The sequence below is a fragment of the Mesotoga infera genome (assembly GCF_900157305.1).
Taxonomy (GTDB): domain Bacteria; phylum Thermotogota; class Thermotogae; order Petrotogales; family Kosmotogaceae; genus Mesotoga; species Mesotoga infera.
On record NZ_LS974202.1, the window covers coordinates 1,617,615 to 1,636,028 of the forward strand.

Consider the following 18,414-nt stretch of genomic DNA (forward strand, 5'->3'; position numbering starts at 1 on the left):
GAAACAACAGATCTGTCCGCTACGGAAAAGAGCTCTAATAAAGTCCGGCGTCCTTCGAAAGAACATTACGTGTCGTTTGCCATTTAAAACGTCTAAAATTCAAAGCCTTCTTCGAAGCACTTTAAACAGGCTCCTACCACATCGCTGTCGTAAAAGCGATCGGCTTCTTTTTCAATTTCATTCAAAGCTACTTCTACTCCATAATCGTCCCTGTAGATTCTGTAGAAACTCATGGCCGATACGACCTCGGCCACGGCCAAAATTTTACCTCCAATGCTGATTTCATCGCCCTTTAATCCCAACGGATATCCCGAACCGTCCAGCCTTTCATGGTGCTCCAGTATGGCTTTTGCAATAGGGCGAGGGAAGGGTACTTTCTTCACGAGTTCGTATCCCACGAGAGGATGTTCATGTAAAAGCTGTGATTCAAACCAGGCGAGCTTTCCTGGTTTACCGATCATTTCTGAAAATATAGTCATCATACCGATATCGTGTATCATTCCAGCAGTTTCCAGTTCTCCGGCCAGTCTAATTTCGTTCATCTTTCTGGCTATTGCACAGGCAAGTCTAGATACGTTTTTGCAATGATCTTCGGTATAGAAACCCCTGATTCTAAACATCTCCGAAGCCATGGTCGCCGTTCCCATGTATAATTGCCTACATTCGTCACTCTCACAAACATGTCCGTAAGTGTCTTTGAAATAATCGTAGTTTGGTGTAAAACTATCAGTATCGAAAATGAACGGGTGAAGACCGGAAATTTGTAGAAGCATCCTTTTGTTTATGACTGATGTATCGTATATGCAGCAGGCGTCGAGAGGATTTTCGCCGATAAACTCGTCCATCTTCGATTCGTACTCAAGCATCTTGGCCGCATTAAAGCTCTCATCGAATATCCATGAGCCTTCTCCGACCACGCATAGTCCGTCGAATCCGCTATCAAGCGCCTCTCACGTTTTTTCTTCGAGCTTTTTCGCCATCCTTTCCAAATCTAGAACGCCATCTCTCAAGTAGGTATCTCTCGCGCTGGCAACTTCAATCCTGCCGGAATCACGTAACTCCTCGAGATCCATTCCATAGGGTTCTATGGCTCTCAGAAGGTCAGCCAGAGTGAGCCTGTCATAGATGAAAAGTAGTTTCTTCTCCCGTCTGTATCCGCTGAAAAAAAAACTGCCAAGAGCCCTTTCAATCTCAGATAGATCGTTGTACAAAATAACGCTGTGTGAGCCCACCTCGGTTGAATTAGATTGTCCTTGTTTCATATTAGAAAATCAACCCCTTGAAAGAATGAGAATACTTTTAAGTGAATTCTATCATGGCGATTGTTGAATAATGCAATATTGCGTTTTAGATGACATAATTACCAAATAATAATTATAGTTGACATACAATTCATCAATATGCTCACAATAACTCAACTTATCATTTTTTATAGGTTAGGGAAGGATTCAAACTCTGTATCCGGAGCAGTTATGGGTGGTACGTAATTATTGATGAGTTATAAGTTGAGCGTTGAACGAAATTTCAGTTTTTCTGTCTTTCAAACGTGCTATCATTCTGAAAAAGGGTGTGCAGAAAGGGGTGTTTCAATTGATAACGGTCATTCTTGCCGCCGGGCAGGGAAAACGTCTGAGATCATCAGTGCCAAAACCACTAGTGAAGATCAAGGGTAAGACTATGATCGAACACGTAATTGAAAAGGCCTTCTATGCTACAGCAAGCCGCAAAGCCATATTAGTAATTAATCCCGATTTCGAGGGAGATTTCCTTTCCCAACTGAAAGTTCCCGTTACTTTCGCTTATCAGAGTGTTCCGAAGGGAACGGCCGATGCGCTTGCCCAGGCTTTGAATTTGATTGAAAACGGTGAGGATATACTGGTTATGTATGCCGATTTGGTACTTATCTCGAGAGATTCTTTGAAATCTCTGGTCTCGCTGCACATAGAGAGAAACTGCGATATCACTTTCCTTTCGGGAACTACGGAAAGGAGATACCCCTACGCCCTGGTCGAAAGGGATGAGAGAGGAAGAGTTATAGCTTTCCAGGAGAAGAAAGTTCCCGATTTCGACCCTCCGTGGGAGTTCTACATTGGTCCGATAATTCTGAAGAAATCCGTGGTAGAGGCGTATATAGAAAAGTTATCTCCTAACGAAAGTACAGGAGAAATTTACATAGCCGACATAGTGTCCATGGCAATCGCTGACAACAAGAATATATGCGGCTTTGTGACAAACAACGAGAGAGAATTTCTCGGAGTGAACACCCCCGAAGACTTAAAAGCAGCCGAAGAAATCATTGAACAGTGAACCTTTTTTTGAAGGGGCGAGTCTCAACATCAGAGACCAGAGAAACCACAGGCACAACCCCTTTGAAATGCAAAGCGATTGTCAGCAGCACGATTACCCCTGAGTTACGAAGACCGGGAGAAGCTCCCGGTCTTATCTTTTTATTCGATTTTGTCAGACTGTCCGAGATCAAAGACCGAACCTTATCTCGTTCCAGAGATCATTGTACAGTCTCAAATCTCTTCCGAGATCCTTGATCAACTCGGTGTTTTCCATTTCCTGGGCCGTGTAAACCGGTTCCTCTTCCATCAGTTCTCTTGCCGGTACGTTTGGAGAGGGAAGAAGCAAGTAATCTGAGATCTTAGCCGACACTTCCGGCCTGAGTATGTAGTTTATGAAGAGATGAGCGTTATCTATATTCCTTGCCCCTTTGAGGATTACAAAGCTGTCTATCCACATGGTGCTACCCTCTCGAGGGATAAAAAAATCGATATTTTCGAGTTCTTCTTCGGTAGCCTCGTAGAATATGTTTTCGCCGTATCCGTGAACCACCCAGAATTCTCCGGAAATCACACCTTTAGCGAAGAGTTCGTTGTCGAACTTGGCTATATTCTTCTTCCATTCCAAAATGAGATTCTTCGCTTCTTTTAACTGGGCCTCGTCGGTCGTGTTAACGGAATACCCAAGGTATTTCAAAGCGGCTCCGAAGACCTCTCTCATATCGTCCAGAAGAGTCATCTTGCCTCTCAATTCAGGCATCTGGAAGATCTCCCAGGATTTCGGGTAGTCCTGAAGATAGAGGGTGTTCACTGCTATTCCGGTCGTGCCGACCATGTAAGGTATGCTGTATTCGTTGTTCGGATCGTAGTACATCTGTTCGATTATGTCGGGATCGATGTTGATCAGGTTGTCGATTTTCGATCTATCGATCTTCAACAGCATATTCTCTTTGATCATGATACTTGTATAGTCGGCAGAAGGCATGGCCAGGTCGTAACCCCTCGCCCCGGCTTTGAGTTTGGCGAACATTGTTTCGTTGGAATCGTAAGTGTCGTATGTCACTTTTACATCGTATTCCTTGGAGAAATTCTCTATTACCTCTTCAGGAATGTAATCAGACCAGCCGTAAAGGATAAGATTCCCCTTACCTAGAGAAAGTACGGCCAATAAAACCAGAAAAAGAAAGATCGTAGCTCTTTTCATCTACGTACCACCTCCTAAAAGATTAATTTTCTGAACTTGCTCCCGAAAAAGGAGACGAAAAGTGTTCCTATAAGGAGCAGTGTTGAAAGAGCGTTTATCACAGGAGAGACTCCGAACTTTATCATCGAGAATATCTTCAACGGCAGTGTGGTCGAACCGGGGCCAGCCACGAAAAAGGTTATGACGAAATCGTCTATGGAGAGCGTCAGCGATAGAAGGAAACCTGCCATGATTCCAGGCATAATTATCGGCGCAACCACCTTTGTAAATACCTGGCGGTTGCGAGCTCCCAGATCCCTCGCAACCTCGACCACCGAGTAGTCGAAGTCTTCGAGCCTCGTCATGACTGTCACGGTGACATAGGATACACAGAATGTTACGTGGGCTAGAAATATTGTGAATAGACCTAAAGGTAACCCTACGGCCACAAAGAACACCAGCATCGATACACCCATCAGGATATCGGGAATTATTAGGGGTGTATATACGAGAATTCCGAGATAGCTCTTGAGACGCGACTGATACCAGTACAGGGCCAGAGCGGCGAAGGTACCGATCGCCGTAGCTGCGACCGAGGAAGTGACGGCAATTATAATCGTGTTTAAGAAGGCCGCCCAAATATCCGATTGCCTGAAGAGTTCCGCATACCATTTCAAGGTGAAGCCCGTCCAGGCAACACCCTGTCTCGCACTGTTGAAAGAAAGAACGACCAGGGCGAAAATCGGAAGATAGAGGAAAACGAAAACTATCGTTGTAATCGTCATAGAAAATCTTCGCTTGCCTATGACTTTTTTGGTTTCCATCAGCCTTCCTCCTCTTTCATATAGATTTCGCTCACCTGTACCCTTCTCTTGTTCTGCACTTTGTTGATCCTTAGGTACACCAGAAGTCCGAGTGTCGAGATAAGAAGAAAGATCATCGATATCGCCGATGACGACGGCCAGTTACGCGCGACCGTCAACTGTCTGGCGATGAGGTTTCCAAGCATCGCCCCATCGGCGCCTCCAACCAGGTCGGGGATGGCGTACGAACCGAGAGCCGGTATGAAGACCAGTATGACTCCTGCGCCAATTCCGCCCCTTATCGAAGGTATGAGCACTTTCCAAATTGCCTGGGTTCTTTTGGCTCCAAGATCCATAGCCGCTTCTATGAGTCTAAAATCAAATTTCTCTATCGCGCTGTAAAGCGGGAGTATCATGTACGGAAGGTACATGTACACGATCACCAGTATCACAGCCCCGGGTGTATACATAAAGCTCAAGGGCTCTTTCAAACCCAGTAGTTGCAGGAAGGAGTTGATCAAGCCGTTTCGCCCCAGTATGACCATCCAACCAAAGATTCTGACCAGAAAATTTGTCCAGAAGGGTATGATGACCAGAGTGAGAAAAATGTTCCTGTGTTTTGACGTGGCGATGAAGTAAGCTGCCGGAAGTCCAAGCCCAACGCAGATCGACGTAGCAATAATGGATATCCAGACAGTTCTCCAGAGTATCTGCCAGTAACCAGCGTTGACCAGCATCTTCGAGTAAGCCTCGAGAGTGAACGGCAGCTCCACGCCACCGTAAATTCCCGATGTCAGAAAACTGTAGATGATGATTATAATGTACGGGATCAGAAAAAAGACTGTCAGCCAGAGTACACCGGGCATAGAGACCATAAAACCCGTGAAATCTCTCTTACTCTTCAATTGAGACACCACCAGGTTCGCGCAGGACGTAACTATCGTCAGCGAACCACCAGACGTACACACGGTCCTTCCAGGTAATTATCACCTCGTCCAACAGGTATCTCACGTGTTGTTTAAAGGCCTGGAGATAATGATTGCCAACCGCTATGGTGTACTTGGTCTGACTTCCGAGATATATAGTCTCGTCCACCGTTCCTTCGAGTATATTTATCTTGATCCCTTGCGGGGTGATTGGCTTTTCTTTAGTCACTTTTACTTTTTCCGGTCGGAGCGAAACCTGGATAACCTGACCGATCTTGACTTCCATATCTTTATAGAACCAGATCTTGCCGAACCTGCCGGTGTCGAGCATAAAGTATTCCTCTTCAACCTTTTCTACGGTTCCGGTGAAGAAATTGGTTTCTCCGATAAAATTGGCAACGAAAGCATTGACAGGACTTTCATAGACTTCGAAAGGCGTTCCATACTGAATAATTTCGCCTTCGTTCATCACCGCCACATGGTCGGATATCGACATGGCCTCGCTTTGATCGTGAGTTACATAGATGAAGGTTATTCCCACTTCGTCGTGGATCGTATCTAGCTCGACAAGCATATGTTGTCTCAGCTTGGCATCCAACGCCGCCAATGGTTCATCGAGAAGAAGCACGGTGGGTTTCCCCACAAGGGCTCTGGCGATAGCCACCCTCTGCTTCTGACCTCCAGAAAGCTGTGAGGGCATCTTCTCGACGTGACCGTTCAGCCTCGTCAAGTCGATCATGTTCATGACTTTCTGCCTGATCTCTTCCTCTTTCTCCTTTCTCAATCTGAGGCTGAAAGCTATATTTTCGAAGACATTCAGGTGTGGAAAGAGAGCGTAGTTTTGAAAAACCGTGTTCACTTCCCTTTCGTTTGGAGGTGTACCGATGATATTTTTACCGTTCAGCATTATGCTACCGGAAGTTGGATCTTCGAAGCCTGCTATCATCCTTAGAATAGTAGTCTTGCCACAACCAGAGGGTCCCAGAAGAGAAAAAAACTCGCCCTGTTCTATTTTCAAAGAAACGTTGTCCACAGCGGTGAATTCGTTGTCGAATATCTTTGTGACATTGGTAAGGACAACGGAGTAATCTTTCAATTCCTTCTCACCTCCAATCGAAATCAGTAAGTAGAAGTATACCCCTTGTAGATCTTCTCCTGTGTTAATATCAAGTTGACTTGGACAGCAGGAAAACCACCACGCTTGCCGCGATTGAGAGAAGTGTGACCGCGGATATCCTCTTCATGACTCTAGTATATTCGGTTTTGAAATACTCCACAGTGAGCACTGTGCAAAGATGTATGGGGGAGACCAAAACACCCACGACAGCGAATGTATAGGCCAGCATGACAGTAGAGAGTGTACCATAACCGCTGCCCATACTGAGTATGAGAGGGAGACTCAGACCGACGCCGGCCTGGGTGACACCGGTCATGAAGCCCATGAGAAAAGGCAACAGAATCACCAGAGTGATGGGGGGTATCGACCAAGCTATCAGTTCACTGCCCATCGCCTGTGGTATCCCGGCGATATCGACCAGGTTCTTGTAAAAAAAGACCGTTAAAAGAAGTATGAAGGTCTTGTATTTGAGTGCGGCGACTATAACCTTTTTCTTGTTCCTGTTCAGCAACAGATATATCAAGGCCGTTCCCATAACCGCCAGCCAGCCAGGCTGATTAAGTATTACCAGAACGATGACCGCGATGATAGGCCAGGCACTTATAAGGAGCTCTTTGATAGCGTAGTTACTGTACCTGATTCTTATGGGTCTTCTTATCATCAAAAGATAACCGCTCACGAGTGCGACGAGTCCTATCGGAAAAAGCCAGAGAACCAGTTTGTTTATACTGATTGCCGATATGCCAGCCGCTATTACCAGAGCAGGATAGAGCGGCCAGAAAAATTCCATGGCATGCCTGAACCAGTAATTGAAAACCATCGCATCTTCGTCGGTGATAGATGGATCGCTTCTAGCGAGATCCCTTACCATGGGTGCCGAAAACATCGCGCCTCCGGGCATGGGCAGTAAACCGATGATTGCGGGCATCAACGATATCGAAACTCTGGGTTCGGGGAAGAGTTTTTCTACAGCTCTCACGAACCTGGTTGAATTTCCGCTCTTGTCCATGGTCTCACCCAACAGGTAAATAGAAAATACGGTTATTATTACCTTCCAGAAGTTCCAGTCCATTATCTCTGTGGTGAAAGCTTTGAGATAATCTCCCGGGTGGATTAGAAGTATTAACCCTATGGTAAGAACCGAAAAGAGCAGCGACAAAGAAATGTCTTTGAAAAGCCTAAGCGATACAATAAGAACGACGATGGCGATTACAACCGCGAGAGTGTTCATATCAGCCTCCTAATAAAGCACGGTTAGCTTATCGCACTATTATATAATTAATTGGGGTGATATAGAATCAAAAAGGAGATTTTCGCCAAACGTTATTCCAGAGAGACTTCGGTTATCGAGAAAGAGCGTTCGGGAAGGAATGAACGTGTCGTTCTTAGGTCGAACTTCCCATGCAGCTTTCTCGAGAACGATCAAATCCCCCTTTATATATACAGGGAAGGCGAGAAAGGAACTGTCCTTTTCCTTCACGGCAGAGGAGAGCGTAACCTTGAGTACCTGCGCTGGTTTCCCGAGAATTTCGGCAGATACGGCCTTTCGGGCGCGATGATGATCTTGCCTTACCATTTCGAGAGAACACCGGACGGATACAGGTCGGGCCAATTGTTTCTCGATCCCCGCACCGACGTACTGCGTGATAGATTCGAGAACGCCGTGGTGGATGCCATGACCAGTCTGGAGTATCTAAGAGCGACCTGTTCTCCCCCCTATTACCTTATGGGTTACAGCTTCGGAGGTTTCATCGCAGTTATTACGGCCGCCATCGACGGAGGCATCTCCGGGCTTTCACTGACGGTTACCGGAGGAAATTTCTATCACATAACATGGAAGAGCTTCGTTACGGGGGTTATGAGAGTTAAATACGAAGAGGACGGTTCCTGCAACAGAGATAAGTGCCATGAGATGCACGGGAAAATCTTTCACGACTACACCGCTTCTCTCGAAGGTCCCGAAGTGGAACTGGGGAGCGCCCCTATATCCTGCCTTGAATACGATCCTCTTACTTATGCCAGGTTCGTGAGATGCCCCACGTTGCTCACAGGTGCACTTTTCGACATCTTCATTCCCAAGAAATCGACCCTTGAACTATCGCAGGCGATACCGGATTGTAAAGTGAAGTGGCTGCCCACCGGACACCTGTCTTCAATACTTTTCAAAAGATGGGTACTGCGGGAGGCAGCCACTTTTTTCGTTAATTTCGGCCGATCATAACTGCTTTAATTACCCTGTCCTTTTCCTTTTCGGCCCTCTTCATCATTATCTCTATATCTTCGAGTGTGAAAGTGTCGGTTATCAGGGGCTTCACGTTCACCGCACCGCTCTTGATCATATCGATACAGATGGGGAAGTAAAGGGCAGGCACGGCATGCGAGGCTCTGAGCTGGAGTTTGTTGAAATGGAAGGTATTGGCGTCGAAAGTTATGAATCGGCCTTCGCCATAATCAATACCGATGAACCCTACGACACCTCCATAGTTCATGACTCTCAGCACCTCGGGTATGACATAAGGAGGAGCTGTCACAAGTGCTTTGTCCACTCCGCCACGGGGGAATCGGTATGAACTTATGGGCGTCTTATCCACCTCTATCACTTCGTCCACACCCAGTTGTTTGGCCACGTCGATCCTGATTTTGGAACGGGAGTGGTTGGCTGCGAAGACGCGTCTGGCACCCATGACCTTCGCGATCTGAATAGCCATAAGTCCGATCGGTCCCAGACCGACGACCAGCACATCGTCGTTCAATTCAGGCTTAACCGTATAGCTCAAATCCAGAGCGACTCCCATAGGTTCTACGAGAGAGGCCTCCAGGAAGGAGACTCCCTCGAAAGGGACAGCGTTCTGACTGTCAACGATTATCTTCTCGGCGAAACCCATGGCGAAACCGTCACTCTCGACCCGACTGAAAACGTTCGGTGTTCTGTCATGGCATAGATCAACGCGACCATTTCTGCAATTGGCGCATTTACCGCAAAAAGAACCGCTCTCAACCACTAATTTTGATTTTGTGTTGAGGGCGTCTCGATGAATCTCAAATGGATCTTGGATACCATCGAAGAGTCGATACCGATAGGCAAGATTCGTGTCATAGGCGGTGGTGCCAGAAGCGAGAGCTGGAAAAGGATACTCTCTAACATTCTTGGGAAAGTCCTGGTAGTTCCACGAAACGTTGAAGAAGCGACATCGATGGGTGCCGCGATAATTGCCGGAGTAGGTTCCGGCCTTTTCGATTTCTCAGCCGCTAGAGATTTCGTAGTAGATGTCGAACAAATCGAGCCGTTGGGAAACGAGCACAAGCAATATCTGAGACTTTATGATCTCTTCAAAGAAACCTATTTTTCGCTCAGGGAGACCTTTGAGAAGCTTGCAGGAATCAAAAGGGGCTAGCGCTCACTTAACCGGAGTTGTACCACACCAGAGGCCTGCCCTATGGATCGTCGAGGTGATCCATCGATCCGTAGCCGCCGGATCATTCTTCATTTCATGGTTTTACCGGATTTTTTTGATAATCCCTTCTGGTTGTACATTTCGAATTCGGCTTCTTCGATTAAATTGGCGATATTCTGATCTTTGGAGGTCTTCGTGGAAACACCGAAAGAAACGCTCACGGCTACAGGAAAGTCTCTTATGGCGACCAGGTTGCTCTCGATGCGGAAGATGATTTCCCTGGCCTGTTGCTCCGAAGTTCTGAAAAGTAAAACTACGAACTCGTCGCCACCCCAGCGAACAACGAGATCTTCCTGTCTGCATGAGCTTTTTATAGTTCCAGCAACAGTTTTAAGATATTCGTCTCCGTAGAAGTGGCCGTAACTGTCGTTTATGATCTTCAGACCATTCACATCGCCGAATATCAGAGATATTGGCAGGTTTCTGGAAGTGTCCATCCGCAATATCTCTTCATCGAAAAAGGTGCGGTTGTAAAGTCCCGTCAGCGAATCGTGGAAGGCCAGGAAACTTATCTCTTTCGTTTTGCGTATGATGTCGATCGCACCGACCGCGTGATAGATGAGTAGCTCGGCCAGTTCCACATCTTCCCTGCTGAAGGCAGCCAGCTTTAAAGAAACCGTCTGAAAGACACCGAAAGAACCCATGGGGATGCTTATCAGCGACCTGATCTTATTGCTTGATGGGAGCGCGTAATCGACCGAGGTGATATCGTCGACTACTATCGTCTCTCCCGTTTTCAATGTTCTACCGGCGATTCCCTCGTATTTTGGCACATTCGAGTTGATCTCTATGGTGTCGGAGTACCTTTTGGCCACTAGAAAATCACCTTCTACGATGTCGAGACTGTAATAATCGTATTTGAGAATCTCTCTTGCGGCCTTCACAACCAGATCGTAAACTTCTTCTTCATCGCTGCATTTTTTCATCTGAAGTGTAACTTCATGCAAGGCGCGAATTTTATTCTGGAGGCTGTCGTACTCGGAGATTCTACTGGTCAGTTCCTCGGTTCTCTTTTCAACAAGCTTTTTTAGAGTCGAATTCCATATAGAAAGCACGAAAACCACTATCAGGAACAGCAATATAACGATCGTACCCCAGAACACGATATTCTGAACGTTGCCTTCAAACCAATCGAGCGTGCCGAACCATTTTTTATAGATTTCTCTGTATTCGCCACTGTCCCTTATAAAGAGAAGGCCTTTGTTGAGTAGGCCGAGAAGATCCTGGTTTTCTTTTGAAACGGCGAAACAGTAATCTCTCTCGAAGACGGCGTTTTCAAAAACAGCCAGATTTTTCAGGTTGTTCTGTTTGGCCAGGTACAGCCCCTGATACTTGCCGAAAAGACCAAAATCGCCCTTGCCCGATGAAAGCATTTTCAATCCGTCGAGTGGCATCTCGACTGTGATTATTTTGTCGGTGATTGAGTTTTCCAGAAGATAGTCGTGCATAACACCGTTCTTTTGAACGATTATCTCTTTGTCGCGCAGCTCTTCGACCGAGCTTATCGAGGTGTTTTTCCTGTGAAAGATACTCATGTAAAGATAATTGTGTGGGATCGAAAAGGAGTACAATTTTTCGCGTTCGGCCGTTACCGCCATGCCCAGCAGACCGTCGAGTTGACCGGATTTCATCTTCTCGACTATGTAGTTCCATTCACCGAGCTCTATTTCTAAGTCCATTCCCAGAACTCTGGCTACCGCTCTCATAATGTCAACGTTGAAACCCGTATAGTCGCCGTTTTCATCTATATACTCGTAGGGAGGGTAATCTCTGTCACCTCCGAAGACGAGTACGTTGGCTTTTAATGAGATACAGGCAAAGATAAATACTATCATTATAATGATTGAAAGATTTGATTTCATCATTTACCCCCGGTAGAATTATCTTAGCATATCCTGTGTACCTTGACAAAAAACTGGCTTCAGTATGACAAAGAAAGACCAAATCACCGACTCAACTTATGCACTTCGAGTTAACAAAGCGAGGAAGAAGGAAGTGGATAGAAGAGTCGCTAGCGGAAGAGCTTCGAGCTAATTGGAAGAAGTAATCGAATTTGATCAGTTCAAGGAAATCCCTGAGAGAGACCTGGTCTTTGACAGAGCGATAGAAGTTGGCGATCATCCATGTAGTGAAGGCAAGCTGGACAAGCTCTACATGCTTCTGAAAACTGGTAGAGGAGAAGACCTGAGCCTTGAGACCGAAGTTCTGCTTGACTGCTTTGAAGTAGGTCTCGATGTAGTTTCTCTTCCTATAATGCTCAAGGATCTCCCAATCGGTCAGAGAAGTATCGCTTGAGAGGATGATTCTGTTCTCTTGGTCTGTGTTATGAAAGACAAGCTTGACAGTGGCATTGTTGTATTTGGGTATCTTCACAATGATAGAAGAGAGACCGCGAGTTTTGTCTCTCAATTTGGACAGATGGAGCTTGCGCCCCTGAAAGATAACATTCAGTACAGGATTGAGTCTTCCGATTACTGTGAAACCCATTTCCATAGCCTTCAGAAATATCTCCGAGCAGAGTATTCCTCCATCCATCATGAGGATAGTATCTTTGAAGGGGATTCTCTCGAGCATTCGAATGAACTGGTCTGTGAGATTCTCTTCGTCTCTCAAAGAGGAGAAGAGAGGGAAGTAGAGTTTATCTTTCACCCAGCCTATAGCGCTCAAGAGAGAGACTCCACTCACGATTCTATTCTCTATGGTTGAGTAGAAGCTCCCGAGATTCTCGATTCTCTTTCCTCTCCTCTTCATGACAGTCTCGTCCAGAATGATGTACTTGAACTCGAGAAAATTCTCCTGGAGGAATCTAGAGATGTAATCTACTCTCGCGTATGAAAGGTCTCTTGTGGAGAGTGACTGAGAGCTCAACATTCTCGAGATGGATGACTGAGAAGAAGAACAGAAGGGGGCCAGTCTGCTGGTGTTCTTATGAGCGGACAGGAAGAGGGCACAGGAATACCCTTCAACAAACCTTCTCTGCTCTATACGTAGGAAGCGAACTGAACCGATGACATCCGAGATAATCTGTGATATATTCGTTGTGGGCATGAAATCATCCTTTCGTAAGGTTTCGTCACCACGAATATACGATGATTTCATGCCTTTTTCAATGACCCTGTCCTATTTCCTTCTTTTGGTTAAGTCAAAATGCATAAGTTGAGACCGACAGCCAGTTCAAGCTATCTTCATATGAAGATTTTGTGTGGAGCGATAAAAAAGAGTCCCCGTAGGGACTCTCCGTCTATTCAGTGGCGGGATTACTTTCTACCGAACGCTTTGCCTCTACCCATACCATTTCTGGTACCAAGAAGATCGCATATCCCGTCGCCGTTCTCATCAACGAAATTCTCTTGGCCAGCCAATCCGGTTCCTCTGTTTGCAGCTCTGTTACCTTTGAAACCTCCACTAATTCTTCCGGCAGCCCATCTCTTACCTGTTCCATCCTGCGGTTGGGGTCTCAGTGCGTATGAGTCGCAAATTCCGTCGCCGTTTTCGTCAACGAATGCTTCGCATCGACCTGAGCCGACCTGAGCCTGCTTGATGCCCTGAGCTCTAAATCCCAGTCCTGCTGCCGTTGCGATCGCTCCCACCATAAGTATGGCTATAGTGATAATCAGTATCTTTTTCATCTTTCACACCTCCACGTGAATTTTTCTCACATCCCAAGTCTATGACCATATCCTTAGAGTTTTCTTAGAGTTAGAGGTAAATAATCGCGTTTTTTCGAAATCTCCCACCCAAGACTGCCCGTTCCGGCTGTATTGTACGTTAACGGTTATTTGGATTTTTCGAGTTGAGTCTATAATATATTAAGTATAGGAATGAAAGGGGGTAACGGCCTTGAAGATAATAGTGTTTGGTGGAACTGGCAGAGTTGGGAGAGTGGTCCTGGATAGGGCTCTCAGCGATAATCACATTGTGACGATATTTGTTGGAAATATCTCCAAGCTCACCGTGAGGAGAGAAAATCTGAAAATACATGCGGGAGACGTTTTTAACAGCCAGGCCGTGAGGGATGCAATAAGGGGTCAGGATGCCATAATAAGCGCACTCGGTCCCGATAACTCCGGAAGCGTGAACGATACGCTGGCGGTGGCGATGAAGAACATAATCAACGGCGCCAGAGAATCGGGAGTTACCAAGTTAGTCGCTATAGCCAACGCTGGCATTCTTCAACTATCACCGCGAGAACTCAGACTTGACTCGCCTAACTATCCTCAGTATCTGAAAAAGACATCGCGGGAGTACTTAGATGCTTTCGAAATACTAAAGACTTCCGAACTGGAGTGGACGGTTGTGTGTCCTCCCTTTATGTCATTTGCCGAGGGTAACCAGAGTTACCGGGTCGCGGCTGACTTTCTTCCGGAAAACGGTGAACGTATCTCGGTTCAAGACGTGGCCGAATTTGCCTATAATCTGTTGTTCACTTCGGAGTACTCACAGAAGAGAGTTGGCATAGCTTATTAGGAGAGGGATTTGAGATTTTCCTCTTCAGACCGGCAGATCAATGTCAACAGGCTGGAGGCGTTGACAGATGGAGTCTTTTCGATAGCCATAACTCTTCTTGTGCTCACAATAAGGATTCCAGAACCGGGAGAGATAATTTCTCAAAGTGAACTAATCAAATATATCCTCAGCCTCGACTATGAGCTGTTCAGTTATTGTATCTCCTTTTTCGTGGTTGGATCGCTCTGGATTTCGGGAAACAAACGAATGAAGTTTTTGAGGAAGACAGATGATCTTCACCTGTGGCTGAGCCTTTTGAATCTTCTTTTTATTACTCTCATTCCGTTGACCACGTCTCTGTTGAGTGATTACGGAGATTTCGAATTTGTAGAGCTTCTCTTCCACGGGAATATTTTGATGCTGGAAATAATAGCTTTAATTGAGTGGGAGTACCTGATAAGAAATACCGATCTCGTTCAAGAGGAGGTTCTAAGCAAGTTGGACATCAGAAACATTAGAAAGAAGAACTTCTTCTCCGTCTTCGTTCCTATACTTGGAATGGTGATAAGTATCTTTACTTCCGCATGGAGCAATCTTGTTTATCTGCTGCTTTTTTTCAGATCTCTTATAATCCGCTATTGATTTGCTATCGAAACATTGTGCTGCTAGAATAATATAGAATTCTTGGGAGGCGTAAATATAGTGCTCACTATCGTCAAGTTTATTATCTCTACTCTCACTGCAATAACGGGTCTGTACATTATTATAAGGCCCCAATCTTACGCCAGGTTGGCCGGGTTTTCTGCCGCCGGAGAGAGAGGAAGGGTTGAGATCAGAGCCATCATGGGTGGAGTTTTCCTGGGTCTAGGTCTGGCTCCTGTTATTCTTTTTAATCACCCGATAGCCTTAACGTTCGTTGGAGTGGTCTATATTTTCGTTGCCCTGACACGTCTGATATCGCTTTTTCTGGATAGATCCTTTGAATCTTTCGGCATCGTGTTTCTACTGGTGGAAGCAGGCTTTGGATTGATAATGGTGATTCCATCCTAGAAACATCTCGGTCGTGATAAAAACATTACATGTTTTTTTCCACCCAGTAAGAATGGAGGTACCAAGCTTGAAAGAGGAAGAAATGAAACTCAGAATACTCGAAGAATGGACCGGGTACATGGGTATCGATTCGACTGCCCTGGAAAGAGAATCGGTTTTGTTAATTCCAGGAAAGAAGAGTGAGAGCGGTCGGGTTAGTGTTTTCTCTTTTGAAAACAAAATAGTCCTGATTTTCGATCCCGCACTCGAAAGTATCGTGAGAAACTTCGAAAAGCTATCCGAATTCAGTGTTGAAAAGATCCCCGCTCTATCCGGAGGATCGCTGAGGAGGGGGCGGAAAACTTCGATAAAATATTTAAATCCCTCCAACTTTGTACCTTACGACCCGCCCGATGAATTCATTGTTCGCAGGTTAAATCTGGGCGACAGGACGGCGTTTTATAATTTCAGAAGTCATTGCACGCGCGAGGATCTGGCGGAAGGATATGTAGAGCTCAATCATGTCGCGGTTTTCGGAGCGTTTTACGAAAGAGAAATAGTCGCCGTTTCCAGCATCATCAAATGGGGGAAGATCGCCGATATTGGTATTATAACCATTCCAGACTTTAGGGAACTCGGACTTGGCAAGGCTCTGGGTTCTAAATCTAGCGAATGGGGAATTTTAAGCAAAAACCTGGTTCAATACAGACACGACGTACTGAATTACGGCTCACTTAAGGTTTCTCGTGCCCTCGGATTCAAGGAGTATATGGTTCAACAGGATTTTTATCTGGTGCGTTGAACCCGAGGGAATGTATCACTTTCTCACGATTGAATAGACTACCGAATCGATAACTTCCTCTCTGAAAACGGACAATCCGGCATTTTTGAGCCACTGATCGTACCAGCTTTTTAGCGGTCTGAAAATGTACTCACCATCTTCCAGGTTTTCTCCAATCACCACGGGAAAACCGTCGCCTTTGAGGTCCGAGAAAACCGAACGGGCCGATTCCTCTTCGCTCAACTCGGTAATTATTAGGCCCATGCCATCGGTTTTAATGGAACGCGAGATCTTCAACAGAATTTTCGACCAGAGCTCGGGCGGAATACGTTGCAGAAGGTCTACCGCCACAAAACCTTCAAATATGCCAAGAAAGTTGAAATCGGCCATCTCTATGTTCATTATCCGGATTCCCTTCTGTTGCTGCTCCTTTCTGTTGCAGGAGACTCCCACTATTCGCATGCCCATGTCCCGCAAAAGTGGCCAAAGACTGCAGACACCACACCCAAAATCCGCAACGATTGAGGATTCCTCAATAAATCCCACCATTCGAAGCAGATAGTCCTTGAGTTTCTCGGAACTTGCCGCACTTCGTGTGGGTCGACCTAATATATCTTTTTTATATTTTTCGAGCCATTCCCGTCTCTTCAATTGTCTCACCTTCCATGGAAATTTTATCGGAGACGCACCTATAAACAAACAAAAAGAACGACTCTGGTTTTTGTAATCGAAAGTGATCAAAAGAGTCGTTCTTACATAAAACCGGTTTACAAATTGTATTTAACTTCTACTTTCCTGCTGACTGAGCCTCCGAAACCATAAGTAACGTCTACGAAAAATTCGAAATTGCTGTCTTTGCCGGTCGTGTAATTTGTAGTTGCGAGTCCTGTTTGCCCATCCTGAAAGGGCATATCGAGGACATCCACCACTTCGCCTTGATTCATAACCCGGACCGAGGCTTTAACGATTTTCAACTGACTGTTTTGAATGAAAGAGGTTGGTATTAGATGAAAAGAGTAGAACAAATCGCTATGGTCTTGCTGCCAAGCTCTGCCTGAGACTTCGAAGTTCTGTATACGGTAATTCTCGGGAGGTATTTGGAAACGCTCGCTCATTATTTCGTGAGATCCTTCCCTTACCAAGACCTGACCGCTGTAAATTCCAAACGGAGAAATGGATAGTTCGACAAAAGAAACTCCATCTCCCCTCTCGAGTTTCAAGGTTCTTGTAGAACCGGTTTCGTCGTTCAAAATGAGAAATACATCGCTTCCTTCTTTATACTCGGAAAGTGTGAAAAGGGACTTCACGATCACTTCGTCGAACCCAACACTGACAGTAAAGAACTCTTTCGATTTCAATAATCTGTACGGCTCTTCTACAAGATTGCGGAGATTGTCAACTGTGTTCTGGACACTTCCTACACGCGAATGTAGAGTGGCAAGACTTTCTTCCATCTTGCTGGACGATAAAAGAAGTTCTTTCAATGTAAGTCTGTCTTGAATGAATGAAAACACCGAAAATATTAGTATGGCGATCAAGAGGGCAAAAATGAAAATGACGCTCGATTTCACGGAATAAAACCTCCTTTTGTTTGTATGGATCTCCGCAACGGAATAATAACATGAAAATATTTATGCAACCACGATAGATGTCGCCGGAACAAATATATAATTGATCGGGAGGTTGTGATGATGATCGTAGATAACGTAAAAAGATTGAAGGCGGAAATACCCGATTATGTTACACTTGTCGCCGCAACCAAGACCAGGAGTGTTCAAGAGATTCTGGAACTAATCGATAGCGGTGTCATAGACCTTGGAGAGAACTACGTACAGGAGGCCCAGGAAAAATTCGGTTCGATAGGCATGAAAGCCCGCTGGCACTGTATAGGTCATCTGCAGACCAATAAAGTTAAAAAGGCTGTCGAAATATTCGATATGATTCAGACCGTCGATTCCGTGAAACTGGCCACCGAGATCGATAAGAGAGCGGGAACGATCGGAAAGAAGATGCCCCTGTTGATAGAAATAAACAGTGCCAGAGAGGAGAACAAGAGTGGCGTGTATCCCGAAAAAGCCATGGAACTGATAGAGGGGATCTCTCATTTCGAAAACATCATCGTTGTCGGTCTTATGACAATGGGACCGGTAACGGATGATGTCGAAGAAATCAGACCGTATCTGAGACTCACCAGAAGGTTGTTCGAGGAGATAGGTGCCTTGGAAATTAAAAATGTGGAGATGAAATATCTTTCGATGGGAATGTCCGATTCGTACAGGGTTGCGATAGAGGAAGGCTCGAACATGGTTAGGCTGGGAACGATCATATTCGGAGAGCGAAAACAATGAACTTTGTCCCAATTCTCCGCTCTGTATCTGTTGTGCTAGAA

20 protein-coding genes and 1 pseudogene are annotated in these 18,414 nt (G+C 45.6%); 8 read left to right on the forward strand and 13 right to left on the reverse strand.

Going from position 1 to position 18,414, the window contains the following annotated elements; all coding sequences use genetic code 11:
* Nucleotides 1-92: 92 nt before the first annotated feature.
* Both MESINF_RS13675 and MESINF_RS07240 read right to left on the reverse strand, forming a co-directional pair.
* Nucleotides 93-773: an HD-GYP domain-containing protein gene (locus MESINF_RS13675; RefSeq protein WP_331838483.1), complete on the reverse strand. Its 681-nt coding sequence runs from the start codon at nt 771-773 to the stop codon at nt 93-95.
* Nucleotides 774-803: 30 nt separating this feature from the next.
* Nucleotides 804-1,262 (reverse strand): annotated as a pseudogene (locus MESINF_RS07240) (MEDS domain-containing protein); the annotation flags it as partial.
* 328 nt (nt 1,263-1,590) lie between these two features.
* Between MESINF_RS07240 and MESINF_RS07245 the strand changes: the two are divergent.
* Nucleotides 1,591-2,307: a sugar phosphate nucleotidyltransferase gene (locus tag MESINF_RS07245; protein WP_169699198.1), complete on the forward strand. Its 717-nt coding sequence runs from the start codon at nt 1,591-1,593 to the stop codon at nt 2,305-2,307.
* A 168-nt stretch (nt 2,308-2,475) separates the two neighbouring features.
* Here MESINF_RS07245 and MESINF_RS07250 read toward each other — a convergent pair whose 3' ends face one another.
* Genes MESINF_RS07250 through MESINF_RS07270 form a run of 5 tightly spaced genes read right to left on the reverse strand, consistent with a single transcriptional unit; the run spans nt 2,476 to nt 7,545 of the window.
* Nucleotides 2,476-3,489: an extracellular solute-binding protein gene (locus MESINF_RS07250; protein ID WP_169699199.1), complete on the reverse strand. Its 1,014-nt coding sequence runs from the start codon at nt 3,487-3,489 to the stop codon at nt 2,476-2,478.
* Between the two features lie 14 nt (nt 3,490-3,503).
* On the reverse strand, nt 3,504-4,292 hold the full coding sequence (locus MESINF_RS07255; protein WP_169699200.1) for an ABC transporter permease: 789 nt from the start codon (nt 4,290-4,292) through the stop codon (nt 3,504-3,506).
* Entirely contained in the window at nt 4,292-5,176 is an 885-nt protein-coding gene (locus MESINF_RS07260; RefSeq protein WP_169699201.1) for an ABC transporter permease, read from the reverse strand. The genes MESINF_RS07255 and MESINF_RS07260 overlap by 1 nt, the downstream gene beginning before the upstream one ends.
* Nucleotides 5,166-6,311: an ABC transporter ATP-binding protein gene (locus tag MESINF_RS07265; RefSeq protein WP_408631270.1), complete on the reverse strand. Its 1,146-nt coding sequence runs from the start codon at nt 6,309-6,311 to the stop codon at nt 5,166-5,168. The genes MESINF_RS07260 and MESINF_RS07265 overlap by 11 nt, the downstream gene beginning before the upstream one ends.
* A 52-nt stretch (nt 6,312-6,363) precedes the next feature.
* Nucleotides 6,364-7,545 (reverse strand): DUF401 family protein, encoded by a 1,182-nt coding sequence (locus MESINF_RS07270; protein WP_169699203.1) that lies wholly within the window; start codon nt 7,543-7,545, stop codon nt 6,364-6,366.
* A 333-nt stretch (nt 7,546-7,878) separates the two neighbouring features.
* Here MESINF_RS07270 and MESINF_RS07275 point away from each other — a divergent pair, with 333 nt between their 5' ends.
* Nucleotides 7,879-8,535, forward strand: coding sequence for an alpha/beta hydrolase family protein (locus MESINF_RS07275; protein ID WP_231936661.1), 657 nt, complete (start codon nt 7,879-7,881; stop codon nt 8,533-8,535).
* Here the strand turns inward: MESINF_RS07275 and MESINF_RS07280 are convergent.
* Nucleotides 8,516-9,199 carry a zinc-binding dehydrogenase gene (locus MESINF_RS07280; protein ID WP_231936909.1) on the reverse strand — a complete coding sequence of 228 codons (684 nt, stop codon included), beginning with the start codon at nt 9,197-9,199 and terminating at the stop codon, nt 8,516-8,518. The two genes, MESINF_RS07275 and MESINF_RS07280, sit on opposite strands and share 20 nt — an antisense overlap.
* A 147-nt stretch (nt 9,200-9,346) precedes the next feature.
* Between MESINF_RS07280 and MESINF_RS07285 the strand changes: the two genes are divergently transcribed.
* Nucleotides 9,347-9,709: an FGGY-family carbohydrate kinase gene (locus MESINF_RS07285; RefSeq protein WP_169699204.1), complete on the forward strand. Its 363-nt coding sequence runs from the start codon at nt 9,347-9,349 to the stop codon at nt 9,707-9,709.
* Between the two features lie 89 nt (nt 9,710-9,798).
* Here MESINF_RS07285 and MESINF_RS07290 read toward each other — a convergent pair whose 3' ends face one another.
* From MESINF_RS07290 to MESINF_RS07300, 3 genes are all read right to left on the reverse strand, one after another.
* Complete coding sequence (locus MESINF_RS07290; RefSeq protein WP_169699205.1) at nt 9,799-11,631, reverse strand: diguanylate cyclase; 1,833 nt, start codon at nt 11,629-11,631, stop codon at nt 9,799-9,801.
* Between the two features lie 91 nt (nt 11,632-11,722).
* Entirely contained in the window at nt 11,723-12,817 is a 1,095-nt protein-coding gene (locus tag MESINF_RS07295) for a transposase (protein WP_169697944.1), read from the reverse strand.
* A gap of 209 nt (nt 12,818-13,026) precedes the next feature.
* Nucleotides 13,027-13,398: a Thrombospondin type 3 repeat protein gene (locus tag MESINF_RS07300; RefSeq protein ID WP_169699206.1), complete on the reverse strand. Its 372-nt coding sequence runs from the start codon at nt 13,396-13,398 to the stop codon at nt 13,027-13,029.
* Nucleotides 13,399-13,609: 211 nt separating this feature from the next.
* Here MESINF_RS07300 and MESINF_RS07305 point away from each other — a divergent pair, with 211 nt between their 5' ends.
* The 4 genes from MESINF_RS07305 (at nt 13,610) to MESINF_RS07320 (ending at nt 16,046) form a co-directional block, all read left to right on the forward strand.
* On the forward strand, nt 13,610-14,236 hold the full coding sequence (locus tag MESINF_RS07305; RefSeq protein ID WP_169699207.1) for an NAD(P)-dependent oxidoreductase: 627 nt from the start codon (nt 13,610-13,612) through the stop codon (nt 14,234-14,236).
* 9 nt (nt 14,237-14,245) lie between these two features.
* Nucleotides 14,246-14,857 carry a TMEM175 family protein gene (locus MESINF_RS07310; RefSeq protein ID WP_169699208.1) on the forward strand — a complete coding sequence of 204 codons (612 nt, stop codon included), beginning with the start codon at nt 14,246-14,248 and terminating at the stop codon, nt 14,855-14,857.
* 60 nt (nt 14,858-14,917) lie between these two features.
* On the forward strand, nt 14,918-15,265 hold the full coding sequence (locus MESINF_RS07315; protein ID WP_231936662.1) for a DUF4345 family protein: 348 nt from the start codon (nt 14,918-14,920) through the stop codon (nt 15,263-15,265).
* Nucleotides 15,266-15,332: 67 nt separating this feature from the next.
* On the forward strand, nt 15,333-16,046 hold the full coding sequence (locus MESINF_RS07320) for an N-acetyltransferase (RefSeq protein ID WP_169699210.1): 714 nt from the start codon (nt 15,333-15,335) through the stop codon (nt 16,044-16,046).
* A gap of 15 nt (nt 16,047-16,061) precedes the next feature.
* On the opposite strand, the gene MESINF_RS07325 is transcribed toward MESINF_RS07320, so the two are convergent.
* Together MESINF_RS07325 and MESINF_RS07330 are read right to left on the reverse strand one after the other, a co-directional pair.
* Complete coding sequence (locus tag MESINF_RS07325) at nt 16,062-16,487, reverse strand: hypothetical protein (protein WP_231936663.1); 426 nt, start codon at nt 16,485-16,487, stop codon at nt 16,062-16,064.
* Between the two features lie 305 nt (nt 16,488-16,792).
* Complete coding sequence (locus MESINF_RS07330; RefSeq protein WP_169699212.1) at nt 16,793-17,596, reverse strand: hypothetical protein; 804 nt, start codon at nt 17,594-17,596, stop codon at nt 16,793-16,795.
* A 120-nt stretch (nt 17,597-17,716) separates the two neighbouring features.
* On the opposite strand from MESINF_RS07330, the gene MESINF_RS07335 reads away from it, so the two are divergent.
* Nucleotides 17,717-18,373, forward strand: a complete 657-nt coding sequence (locus MESINF_RS07335; protein ID WP_169700932.1) for a YggS family pyridoxal phosphate-dependent enzyme — start codon at nt 17,717-17,719, stop codon at nt 18,371-18,373.
* The last annotated feature ends 41 nt before the right edge of the window (nt 18,374-18,414 follow it).